The sequence below is a fragment of the Aureimonas phyllosphaerae genome (assembly GCF_900113065.1).
In the GTDB taxonomy this organism is placed as follows: domain Bacteria; phylum Pseudomonadota; class Alphaproteobacteria; order Rhizobiales; family Rhizobiaceae; genus Aureimonas; species Aureimonas phyllosphaerae.
Genome location: NZ_FOOA01000001.1, coordinates 493,627 through 505,464, shown reverse-complemented (window position 1 = coordinate 505,464; position 11,838 = coordinate 493,627). Strand labels below are relative to the sequence as shown.

Below are 11,838 nucleotides of genomic sequence, written 5' to 3'. Positions count from 1 at the left end.
GGCGTAAGACTGGTTCTCGCCCACGCGTTTTCGGCAGCAGCCTCAGCGTCTTCCGGCTTGACCCTGCCGCCACGGCCGGCAGAAGTCGGGCCGATGCCGCGCGGAGGCATGGCGGCAAGCGGAGAGGATACGGCGATGGCGGACGTCAGGATCGGGTGTCAGACCTTCACCTGGGAAATGCTGGGCGAGGGTTTCAACGGCGGACCCGATGACCTCCTCGATGCGATCGCAGCCGGCGGCTACGGCGGGATCGAGATCACCGACACGATGATCGGCGCCTACGGCAGCCAGCCCGAGGCCTTCGCGAGGGCGCTGGACGCACGGGGGCTCGCCCTCGTCGCCTTCACCTTCAGTTCGGCGAGCGGCTTCACCGAGATCGACGAGGTGGAGCGCGATCTCGAGACCGCGCGACGCTGGGCGAATTTCGCCGCGCGCTTTCCCGGCGCCGTCCTGTCGATGGGATCGGCGACCGTCATGTCGGGCGGGCCGCGAGAGGAGAAGTTCCGCATCGCCGCCGAGGTCTACAACCGAGCCTCAGAGATCGGCAGCATTGCGGGCATCGAGGTGGCGGTCCACCCAAGTTCGCACCATGACACGCTGCTCTTCGACCGCGCCGATTACGACGCGCTGTTTAAGCTTCTTGATCCTGCGTCCGTCGGCTGGGTGCCCGATACCGGCCACATCCTGCGCGGCGGCATGGACATGCTCGACACGCTGCGAACCCACGCCGCGCGCATCCGCTACCTGCACCTGAAGGACGTCGATGCCACGGGCACCTGGGCGATGCTCGGGCGGGGTGCCTGCGACGTGCCTGCCGTGATCGCGGAAGCTGCGAAGGCGCCGGGCTTCAACGGCTGGCTGGTGCTGGAGGAGGAGTCGGAGGAGGCGGCAAGCGATCCCGCCCGCGCCGTCCGCACCAACCGGGAGACGATGCGCCGCTTCGTCTCCTGAGGGCTCCAAACGAAAGAGGCAGCCGCATGGCGGCTGCCTCGATCGGTGGGGAGGGGCGTCGGGCGAGCCGCGTCCCTCGATGCGATCCGCCTGTTACGGAGCCAGCGTGAACGGCGCCGTCATCTTGTCGGCGTTGTCCTTGTTGATCAGGATGCAATCGAAGAGCTGCTTCTCCTGGTCGACGCCGGTCTTGCCGGTCTTGATGAAGCTGTCGGCCTGCTTGACGGCTTCCGCCGAGAACACGGCCACCGGCTGCAGCACGGTGTACTGGAGCTCGCCGGCCTTGACCGCGGCCACCGCGTCCGGCGAGCCGTCGAAGCCGCCGACCTTGATGTTCGCGAGCTTGCCGGCTTCCTTCAGCGCCGCGACGGCGCCGAGCGCCATCTCGTCGTTGCCGGAGATCACGCCGATGATGTCCGGGTTCGCCTGCAGAAGCGACTGCATCTTGTTGTAGCCCTGGGTGCGGTCCCAGTTGGCGACTTCCTGGCCGGCCTTCACGAGGTCGGGATACTGCGTCAGCACTGTCTCGAAACCGTTCGAGCGGGTCTGGGCGTTGTTGTCGGACGGCGCGCCGAAGAGCTCGACATACTTGCCGCTGTCGCCGACCGCCTCGACCCAGGCCTGGGCGCCGAGCGCCGCGCCTTGCGCGTTGTTCGAGACGAGCTGCGCCTTGGCGAGGCCTTCCTGGTTGATCTCGGCGTTGACGAGGATCACCGGAATGCCGGCATCGACCGCCTTCTTCACCGCGCCGACCGAGCCGTCGGCGTTGGCGGGGTCGAGGATGATCGCCTTGACCTGGCTGGTGATGGCCGTGTCGATCAGGCGCGACTCGGCGTTGGTGTCGCCCTTGTGGGCGGCCACGGTGGCCGTGTAGCCGAGCTTCTCGGCCTCGGCCTTGGCGACCTCGCCTTCCGTGAACCAGTAGGGATTCGACGGGTCGTTGACGATGATCGAGATCGCGCCGTCGGCGAAGGCCGGCGCGGAGAAGATCGTCATCACAGCGGCGGCGGTTGCCGCCAGAAGCGTCCGGGTCATGCGCATGGTTGGTCTCACTCCCTGGTATTTGCCGGTTCCCGGCGAGGCTTGCCGTCGTGGAGGCGTCATGCCTTCGATGGCGAAGAGGTGGCGGCCTTCTTGGCGGGTTTGGGGCCGCGACGGCCGTACTGGATCGAGTTGAGGAGGACGGCGAGCACGATGACCGCGCCGGTGAAGACGGTCTGCCAGTAGGCGGACACGCCGATGATCACGAGGCCGTCGGCGAGGAAGCCGATCACGAAGGCGCCGAGCATGGTGCCGCGGATGTTGCCGCGCCCGCCGGTCAGCGCCGCGCCGCCGATCACGACGGCCGCGATCGCCGTCAGCTCGTAGGTTGTGCCGGCGGTCGGGCCGGCGGAGGTCAGCTGCGAGGACAGGACGAGGCCGGCGATCGCCGCGCAGATGCCCGACAGGACGTAGACGAGGATCGTCACCCGCTTCACCGGCACGCCGGAAAGCTCGGCCGCGCGCTGGTTGCCGCCGGTCGAGTAGACCCAGCGGCCGAAGGCCGTGCGGTTGAGGAGGACGCTGGCGAGGATCGCGACGGCGGCGAGGATCAGGACACCGATCGGCACGTTCAGGACGCGGTTGAAGCCGAGCCAGTCGAAGCCCGTGTTGCCGAGTTCCGGGCGACCGCCGAGGTTGTTGTAGGTGAGGCCGTTGGTCATCAGGAGCGCGATGCCGCGCGCGACATAGAGAAGGCCGAGCGTCGCCACGAAGGCCGGCACCTTGAAGAAGGCGATGAGGATGCCGTTCGTCAGGCCGACCAGCGCGCCGACGACGCAGGTCAGGATCACCACCACCCAGACCGGCGGGTAGAGGATGACCCCGAGCGGCTCGAGCGTCAGCCCTTGCATCAGCGCGCCGGCGATGACGCCGCACAGGCCCAGCGTCGAGCCGACCGACAGGTCGATGCCGCCGGTGAGGATGACGAGGAGCATGCCGATCGCCAAGAGACCGAAGATGGCGACGTGCGAGGCCATCGTCAGGAAGTTGGCGGTCGAGAAGTAGTAGGGCGAGAGCGACGAGAAGATCGCGATGATGGCGATCAGCGCGAAGAAGGCGCGCCCTTCCAGAAGCACGCGGCCGAGATCGAACCCGCTGCCGGACGCCTTGAGTGTGGAGGTGGTGCTCATGACGGGGCTCCGGTTCAGTGCGTCACGGCTTCGCCGGAGGCGGCCATGATCTCTTCCTTGGTGGCATCGGCGCCGAACTCGGCCGAGATCCGGCCGCGGTGCATGACGATGATGCGGTGGGCGACGGCGAGGCATTCGCCGACCTCGGACGTCGAGTAGACGACGGCGAGGCCCTTGCGCGCGCCTTCGGCGAGGAGCTTGAAGACCTCGGATTTCGCGCCGATGTCGATGCCCCGGCTCGGCTCGTCGAGAAGGACGACGCGCGGGTCGGTGGCCAGCATCTTGCCGATCACGACCTTCTGCTGGTTGCCGCCCGACAGCGAGCCGATGGGCGCACCGCCGCCGTCCGTCTTGATGTGAACGTTTCGGATCGCATCCGAAATGATCCCACGCTCGCGCCGCTTCGATGTGAAGAGGCCGCGCGTGAAGGAGCCGATCGAGGCGAGCGACAGGTTCTCGCCGACACTCATCGTCTGGACGAGGCCGTCGCGCTGGCGGTCTTCCGGCACGAGCACGAGGCCGCGCGCGATGCGCTGCGCGATCGACAGGCCGGACAGATCGTCGCCCTCGAGAAGGACGCGGCCGGCGCTCGGCCGCAGGCGGCCGGCGACGGTCTCCATCATCTCGGTGCGCCCCGCACCCATCAGGCCGTAGATGCAGACGATCTCGCCGGCCCGCACGGCCAGCGAGACGTTGTCGACGACCGAGCGGTCGGGCCGGGCGGCGTCGGGCACGCTAAGGCCCTCGATGCTGAGCGCCACCTTGCCGAAGTCGTAGCCGGTGGGCGGCGAGCCGAGGTCGTAGTTGTCGCCCACCATGTTGCGGACGATCCATTCGAGATCGATGTCCGAGCGCGGCGCATAGGCCGTCATCGTGCCGTCGCGCAGCACCACCGCGTGGTCGGTGATCTCCAGCGCTTCCTCGAGATGGTGCGAGATGTAGACGATCGAGACCCCGCGGCTCTTCAGGTCGCCGATGACCTTGAACAGGACCTCGACCTCGGTCGCGCTCAGCGCCGAGGTCGGCTCGTCCATGATGAGGATGCGCGACTTCACCGACAGGGCGCGCGCGATCTCGACGATCTGCTGCTGCCCGAGGCGCAGGTCCTCGACCGGGGTGAGGGGATCGATGTCCTCCTCCAGCTCTTCCATCAGGAGGCGCGTGATGCGCTCTTCTTCTGCGAAGTCGACGCCCCCGGCCGGGCCCACGATCTCGCGACCCATGAAGATGTTGTCGCGCACCGAGAGGTTCGGCGCGAGCGAGAGTTCCTGGTGGATGATCGAGATACCGCCGCGATCGCGCGCGTCCGTAGACGACGAGAACGTGACGGGCTCTCCCTCCAGCACGATTTCGCCCGACGTCGGCTTCACGACGCCGGACAGGATCTTCATCAGCGTCGACTTGCCGGCGCCGTTCTCGCCGAACAGCGTCGTCACCTTGCCCTTGTGAACGTCGAAGTTGACGCCCTTCAGCGCATGGACGTTGCCGTAGGACTTGGCGACGTTGCGCGCCGAGAGCACCACGTCGCTGCTGGAAGCGGCAAGGCTCATTGGACGCTCATGGCGACTGGCGTCACCAGCCAGTTCTTTGGGTTGACGAGCCGGAAGACGCCGGTGACGGTCACCGTCTTGCCGGTGAGGGCCGCATTGTCGATGCCGGCGAGCACGTCCTTCTTCATCTGGTCGTTGATGGCCGCGCCAGCGTTCTGGTACTCGATCTGGTTCTTGAACTGGCCGAAGCCGATCGTGCCCGTCGCGTCGCGAAGGTCGGTGCCGTTGATCGCCGGGCCGGTCTGGACGCGCACGGTGGTCTCCGGCGGCACGCCGGCGACCGCGATCTTGTAGAGGCCGGACTTGCCCTCGCCGACCGTGCCGGTGAACTTCACCGGGAAGACCGGACCGGTGCCGCCGGAAATACCGTATTTCGTCGTCGCCGCCGCCTTGTCGGCGCCGAGCTCGGTGGCAAGCTGCGCGGCGTCGACGGCGCGCGTCTCGACGCTGGCGCGGATCTCGGGAAAGGCCTTGGCGCCGAAGGTCGCGGGCGAGAACACCTCGGCCTGGACGTCGTGCTCCCCGCCGATGGTGACGATGCGCGTGTCGTAGGCCGTCGCCGCGACCACCGCGAGCGCCACCACCGTGCCGATCACGACGCCGCGCGATCGGGTCGGGCGGCGCGGCGCCCGTTCAGCCTGCAGGGTCATCGAACGCTCCTTGTCTCGAACGGCGCGGCGGGGTGCGACACATGCGAAACGGGGATGCTCATGGGCAAGGGCCGATCGCCGATCGGCAGCCGATGCGGGCACCTTGTCCCCAGTCGCATGCGTGAACCCTCCCGTCGCCGCAATGCTTCCGGGTCTCCACCTCCGGAAGCCGGGCCGACCCTTCGGTGGCCCTTGGCATGGGGGAAATTATTGACACTCGGCGGACGAATGCAATAGTTTTCTCACATTGCAAAATTTTGCAGTGCAGATGGGGAGCCTGGGAGGGCCGGTGCGCACGTCGACCAAGCGCGACTCCGACGAAAGCCTTGCGATCCGCGCGGCCTGGCTTCATTACGCAGCCGGAATGACGCAGGGCGAGGTGGCGCAGAAGCTCGGCGTGTCGTCCACCAAGGCGCACCGGCTGATCGCCTGGGCCTACCAGAACGGCGCGGTGAAGGTGTCGGTCGTCGGCGGCGTCGCCGAGTGCGTGGCGCTGGAGGATGCGATTCGCGACGCCTTCGGCCTCGCCCATTGCGAGGTGGTGCCCGATCTTCACGAGGAGGATGGCATGCCGCTGCGCGCGCTCGGCGGCGCCGGGGCGAGCTTTCTGGAGCGCGAGATCGAATCGGCCGAGGGCGGCGTGCTCGGCATCGGGTTCGGCCGCACGCTCGCCGCCGCCGTGACGGCGATGACGCCGACGGGGTCCGGCGCCATGCGCTTCGTTTCGCTGATGGGCGGCCTCACGCGCAACTTCGCGGCCAACCCGCACGACGTCATCCATCGGCTGGCCGAGCGCACCGGCGCGCTCGCCTATGTCATGCCGATCCCCTTCGTCGCCAATTCTCCCGCCGACCTCGACGTCCTCCTGTCGCAGCGCGGGGTCGACGAGATCTTCCGGCTCGCTTGCCACGCCGACCTGATGCTGATGGGCATCGGTACGGCGCAGCTCGACGCGCAGCTCGTCGGCTCCGGCATGATCCTCCCCGACGAGATCGACGAGGTTCGCCGAAGCGGCGGCGTCGGCGAAATGCTTGGGCACTTCCTCGACGAGGACGGTGCGCCGGTCGAAACGCCTTTGTCGGGGCGCACCGTCTCGCCGGCGCTCGACGACATTCGCGGTCGCCGGGCGGTGGCGGTCGCGGGCGGTCCCGGCAAGGTCGCGGCGATCCGCGCGGTCCTGCGCAGCGGCGTCCTGACGGGATTGATCACCGACGAGCGCACCGCGCGGGCGCTGATGCGCGACCAGGGCGGACGGGTCGCGGGATGAGGAGGGAAGCGATGGCGGGAGCGAACGGGAGGAGCGGTCTCGATGGCTGAGGGGGCGGACGTCCTGATCGGGATCGACGCCGGCACGTCGGTGATCAAGGCGGTGGCCTTCGATCTTGCCGGCCGGCAGCTCGGCACTGCGGCGGTGGTCAACACCTATCGCGAGGAGCCGGACGGGTCCGCGGTCCAGTCGATGGAGCGGACCTGGGCGGACTGTGCGAAGGCGCTGCGCGAGCTCGGGCAGGTGGTCGACGGCCTCGCGCGCCGCACCGCGGCCGTCTCGGTCACGGGCCAAGGCGACGGAACGTGGCTCGTCGGCGCCGGCAACCGGCCCGTCGGCGACGCCTGGCTCTGGCTCGATGCCCGGTCGGCCTCGACCGTGCGGCGCCTCTGGGACGGTCCGCTCGAGCGCACCCGCTTCGAGCGCACCGGCACCGGCCTCAACACCTGCCAGCAGGGCGCGCAGCTTGCCCATATGGCAACCGTCCATCCCGACCTGATCGGGCAGGCCGAGGTCGCGCTCCACTGCAAGGACTGGCTGCACCTCTGCCTTACCGGCGTGCGCGCGACCGATCCGTCCGAGGCGAGCTTCACCTTCGGCGATTTCCGAAACCGCGCCTACGACGACACGGTGATCGAGGCACTCGGCCTGTCCGGCCGCCGCCATCTCCTGCCGCCGATCCTCGACGGCACCATGACGACGCATCCGCTGACGCGCGAGGCAGCCGAGGCGACGGGTCTTCTGGAAGGCACGCCGGTCTCGCTCGGCTATGTCGACATGGTGATGACGGCGCTCGGGGCCGGCGTCTACGCCCGCGAGCCGGGCGTCGCCTGTTCGACGGTCGGCTCCACCGGCGTCCACATGCGCGCGGTCCACTCGGAGGACGTGTTCCTCAATGCGGAAGGGACGGGCTACGTCATCGCGCTGCCGATCCCCGGCGTGGTCACGCAGGTCCAGACCAACATGGCCGCGACCCTCAACATCGACTGGGTGCTCGGCACCGCCGCCGATCTCGTCGCCGAGTTCGGCGATCGCCCCTCCAAGGCCGACCTCGTCGGCCGGATCGAGGGCTGGCTTGCCCGCTCCGAGCCGGGCGCGATCCTCTACCACCCCTACATCTCGGCCGGCGAGCGCGGCCCCTTTATCGACCCGGACGCACGCGCAGGCTTCATCGGCCTGTCGAGCGGGCACCGCTATCCCGACCTCGTGCGGGCCGTGGTGGAAGGCATCGCGATGGCCGCGCGCGACTGCTACGCCGCGATGGGCGACATGCCGCGCGAGCTTCGCCTCACCGGCGGGGCCGCGCGCTCGCGCGCGCTGCGCTCGGTTCTGGCCGCGACCACGGGCGCCAGCGTGCGCACCTCCTCGCGCGACGAGGCGGGGGCGGCGGGGGCGGCGATGATGGCCGCCGTCGCGATCAAGGCCTTTCCGACGATGGACGCCTGCATCGAGACCTGGGTGACGCCGCTGCTCGGGCCGGCCGAGGCGCCCGACGCCAGGCTCGCCGAGCGCTACGCCGGCGTCTTCGAGGGCTACCGGACGGCGCGGCAGGGCCTCGCGCCAGTCTGGAACCACATGGCGGCGCTGCGCTCGCGCGACGTTCGCCTCGATGCGGGTGCCGAGCCCGCCGAACTGGCGATCGCCGCCGGCAACGAGACAGGGAACTGACGCGATGAGCGAGACGAAGACGGTCGACGTGCTGGTGGTCGGTGGCGGCATCAACGGGGTCGGCATCGCGCGCGATGCGGCGGGGCGCGGCCTGTCCGTCGTCCTGTGCGAGAAGGACGATCTGGCGGAGGGCACGTCCTCGCGCTCCGGCAAGCTCGTTCACGGCGGCCTGCGCTACCTCGAATATTACGAGTTCCGTCTGGTGCGCGAAGCGCTGATCGAGCGCGAGGTGCTGCTTCGCTCCGCCAGCCACATCATCTGGCCGATGCGCTTCGTCCTGCCCCATTCGCCGGAGGACCGGCCGGCCTGGCTCGTGCGTCTCGGCCTCTTCCTCTACGATCATCTCGGCGGCCGCAAGAAACTGCCAGGCACGCGCACGCTCGACATGCTGCGCGACCCGGAAGGCGCGCCGATCCTCGACAAGTACCCGAAGGGCTTCGAGTATTCCGACTGCTGGGTGGACGACGCCCGCCTCGTGACCCTCAATGCCGTGGATGCCGCCGAGCGGGGCGCCGAGGTGCTGACGCGCACCGCCTGCACCAGCGCCCGGCGCGAGGGCGACGTCTGGGCGGTCGAAGTCCGCGACGAGACGACCGGCGAAACGCGCCGCCTGCGGGCCCGCTGCATCGTCAACGCCGCCGGCCCATGGGTCAACGACATGGTCGGTCGCGTCGCGGGCCGCAACTCGCGGCGTAACGTGCGCCTCGTGAAGGGCAGCCACATCATCGTGCCGAAGTTCTGGCGCGGCGAACACGCCTATCTCGTGCAGAACACCGACAAGCGCGTGATCTTCATCAACCCCTACGAGGGCGACAAGGCGCTGATCGGCACCACCGACATCGCCTACGAGGGGCGCGCCGAGGACGTGAAGGCCGACGAGAGCGAGATCGCCTACCTGCTGGCCGCGGTGAACCGCTACTTCAAGGAGAAGCTGCGGCGCGAGGACGTGCTGGAGACCTTCTCCGGCGTGCGCCCGCTCTTCGACGACGGCAAGGGCAACCCGTCGGCCGTCACGCGTGACTACTCCTTCGACCTCGACGAGGACGGCGGCGCCCCGATGCTCAATATCTACGGCGGCAAGATCACCACCTTCCGCGAGCTCGCCGAGCACGCGATCGAGAAGCTGGCCAAGTTCTTCCCCGCGATGGGCAAGGCCTGGACCGGCAACGCCACGCTGCCGGGCGGCGACATCGAGGACGCCGACTTCATCCAGTTCTGCGAGACGATGCGCACGCGCTATCCGTGGATGGGCCGCGAGATGATCCACCGCTTCGGCCGCCTCTACGGTACGCGGATGCAGGCGATCGTCGGGTCGGCGACCTCGGCCGAGGGGCTCGGACGCCGCTTCGGGCGTCGCCTCTTCGAGGCCGAGGTGCGCTACCTCGTCGCCCACGAGTGGGCCGAGCGGCCACAGGATATCCTCTGGCGCCGCACCAAGGAGGGCCTGCACATGACGCCGGCCGAGCGCGCTGAATTCACCGAATGGTTCGAGAGCGCCGCGCTGCGCCGCGCCGCCTGAAGGAACGTTTCATGCCCCTGACGCTCTCGCTGAACACCAACCCGCTGGTGAACCGCTTCGCCGATCCCGACGACCTGATCGACACGGTCGCGCGGGACCTGAAGATCCGCGACCTCCAGCTGACGCACGAGTTCATCAATCCGTCGTGGCCGGCGCCCGTGGTCCGACGCCTGACGCGTCAGATGGAGGCCGCCCTCCAGCGCACCGGCGTGCGGGTGACGAGCGGCATGACGGGGCCCTACGGCCGGCTGAACCACTTCGGCCATCCCGACCGCGACGTGCGGCGCTACTATGTCGACTGGTTCAAGACCTTCGCCGACATCACCGGTGATCTCGGCGGCACTTCGGTCGGCACGCAGTTCGCGATCTTCACCTATCGCGACTTCGACGATGCGGCACGGCGCGAGGAGCTGATCCGGATCGCCGTGGACTGCTGGGCGGAGGTCGCCGAGCACGCGAAGGCGGCTGGCCTCGCTTACGTCTTCTGGGAGCCGATGAGCATCGGCCGCGAGTTCGGCGAGACGATCGCCGAATGCATGAAGCTGCAGGACCGGCTGACGGCGGCCGACATGGCCGTGCCGATGTGGATGATGGCCGACATCGACCATGGCGACGTGACGAGCGAGAACCCCGACGACTTCGACCCCTATGCCTGGGCGCGCGCGGTGCCCGAGGTCTCGCCGATCATCCACATCAAGCAGAGCCTGATGGACAAGGGCGGCCACCGTCCCTTCACGGCGGAGTTCAACGCGCGCGGGCGCATCCAGCCCGAGCCGCTGCTCGCCGCCTTCGCGGAAGGGGGCGCGACGGACAACGAAATCTGCCTCGAACTGTCGTTCAAGGAGCGCGAGCCGAACGACCGGCAGGTGATCGAGCAGATCGCCGAATCGGTCGCCTTCTGGGCCCCCCACATCGACACGGGCGCGGCGGACCTGCGGGTCTGAGTTGCGTGAGCGCTCCCCGGAGGAACCGGGGAGCGCCCGGGCGTCAGCCCTTGGCCGCCGCGACGAAGCGTGGATCGAAGGTCTGCGCGAAGGTGAGATCGGCGCTGCCGAACTCGTCCGGCTCCAACGTCTTCAGCATCGACAGCATCGACTGGAAGCCGTCCTCGGTGATGACGCCGTCGGGCGAGTACATCGGCCGCGCCTTCTCGAAGGCGGTCTTGTAGAACTCGCGATCGCCGAAAAGGTAGTCCTCCGGCACGGAGTCCGCGACCTGATCGGGTGTTGCGGTCTGCAGCCAGGCGAGCGACTTGAGGAACGCGTTGACGATCCGCTGCGTCGTCACCGGGTTGGCTTCCACGAAGTCGTGACGCAGGTAGACGGTGGCGGCCGGGTTGGTGCCGCCGAAGAGCTCGCGCGTGCCTTCTTCGGTGCGGGTGTCGATGAGAGGCACGATGTCGCCGTCCACCTCGAGCCGCGAGGTCACGGGGTCGAGGTGCGAGAGGCCGGCGATCTCGCCGCGCTTGACGGCCGCGACGGCACTCGTGCCGCCACCGATGCCCACGAGCGACACGTCGTCCGGCTTCAGGCCCGCCTTCACCAGCGCGTATTGCAGCATCAGCGCCGTCGACGATCCGGGCGCCGTGACGCCCATGGCGCGGCCCTTGAGATCGGCGATCGTCTTGATCTCGTCCTTCAGGGCCGAGCGTACCGCGATGGTGATGCCGGGGAAGCGTCCTAGATCGGCGACGGCTCGGATGTCCTGGCCGCGATGCTGCATACGCAGCGTGTGCTCGTAGGCGCCCGTCACGACGTCGACCGACCCGCCGACCAGCGCCTGGAGCGACTTCGCCCCGCCGCCGAAGTCGTTGATCGCGACGGTGAGGCCCTCCTCTTCGAAGAAGCCCTGTCGCTCGGCGATGGTCAGGGGCAGGTAGTAGAGGAGCGGCTTGCCGCCGACGCCGAGCGTCAGCGACGGCTTCTCGATCGCGGCCGCCGTACCTTGCGCGAAAGCGGGCAGGCGGGCGGACAGGGCGGCGAGGGCGGCAAGGCTGCCGCCGGCCATGAGGAAGTCTCTGCGTTTCATGGGAAAGGGCCCCTCCCAAGGCCGTGGTTCGATG

At 68.8% G+C, this 11,838-nt stretch carries 10 protein-coding genes; 5 read left to right on the top strand and 5 right to left on the bottom strand.

Annotated features, from left to right (window positions below; all coding sequences use genetic code 11):
• The first annotated feature begins 135 nt into the window (after positions 1-135).
• Positions 136-951: a sugar phosphate isomerase/epimerase family protein gene (locus tag BM175_RS02470; RefSeq protein ID WP_090958682.1), complete on the top strand. Its 816-nt coding sequence runs from the start codon at positions 136-138 to the stop codon at positions 949-951.
• A 93-nt stretch (positions 952-1,044) separates the two neighbouring features.
• Here the strand turns inward: BM175_RS02470 and BM175_RS02465 are convergent, their stop codons facing one another.
• The 4 genes from BM175_RS02465 to BM175_RS02450 all read right to left on the bottom strand — a co-directional run bounded on the left by BM175_RS02465 (position 1,045) and on the right by BM175_RS02450 (position 5,322).
• Entirely contained in the window at positions 1,045-1,947 is a 903-nt protein-coding gene (locus BM175_RS02465; protein ID WP_416358495.1) for a D-ribose ABC transporter substrate-binding protein, read from the bottom strand.
• 104 nt (positions 1,948-2,051) lie between these two features.
• Positions 2,052-3,122 (bottom strand): ABC transporter permease, encoded by a 1,071-nt coding sequence (locus tag BM175_RS02460; RefSeq protein ID WP_090958679.1) that lies wholly within the window; start codon positions 3,120-3,122, stop codon positions 2,052-2,054.
• A gap of 14 nt (positions 3,123-3,136) precedes the next feature.
• A complete protein-coding gene (locus BM175_RS02455; RefSeq protein WP_090958676.1) occupies positions 3,137-4,672 on the bottom strand; it encodes a sugar ABC transporter ATP-binding protein in 1,536 nt (511 codons plus the stop codon).
• Entirely contained in the window at positions 4,669-5,322 is a 654-nt protein-coding gene (locus BM175_RS02450) for a DUF2291 family protein (protein ID WP_090958673.1), read from the bottom strand. Before BM175_RS02450 ends, BM175_RS02455 begins: the two co-directional genes overlap by 4 nt.
• Positions 5,323-5,590: 268 nt before the next feature.
• Between BM175_RS02450 and BM175_RS02445 the strand changes: the two genes are divergently transcribed.
• The 4 genes from BM175_RS02445 to BM175_RS02430 are packed head-to-tail and all read left to right on the top strand — an operon-like array spanning position 5,591 to position 10,720.
• Positions 5,591-6,589: a sugar-binding transcriptional regulator gene (locus BM175_RS02445; protein WP_090958671.1), complete on the top strand. Its 999-nt coding sequence runs from the start codon at positions 5,591-5,593 to the stop codon at positions 6,587-6,589.
• Between the two features lie 42 nt (positions 6,590-6,631).
• The gene (locus tag BM175_RS02440; RefSeq protein ID WP_090958668.1) at positions 6,632-8,257 is read left to right on the top strand and encodes an FGGY-family carbohydrate kinase; all 1,626 of its coding nucleotides are present in this window, start codon (positions 6,632-6,634) and stop codon (positions 8,255-8,257) included.
• Between the two features lie 4 nt (positions 8,258-8,261).
• Entirely contained in the window at positions 8,262-9,776 is a 1,515-nt protein-coding gene (locus BM175_RS02435; RefSeq protein WP_090958665.1) for a glycerol-3-phosphate dehydrogenase, read from the top strand.
• 11 nt (positions 9,777-9,787) lie between these two features.
• Entirely contained in the window at positions 9,788-10,720 is a 933-nt protein-coding gene (locus BM175_RS02430; RefSeq protein ID WP_090959160.1) for a sugar phosphate isomerase/epimerase family protein, read from the top strand.
• Positions 10,721-10,763: 43 nt separating this feature from the next.
• On the opposite strand, the gene BM175_RS02425 is transcribed toward BM175_RS02430, so the two are convergent.
• Positions 10,764-11,804 (bottom strand): ABC transporter substrate-binding protein, encoded by a 1,041-nt coding sequence (locus BM175_RS02425; protein ID WP_090958663.1) that lies wholly within the window; start codon positions 11,802-11,804, stop codon positions 10,764-10,766.
• Between the last annotated feature and the right edge of the window lie 34 nt (positions 11,805-11,838).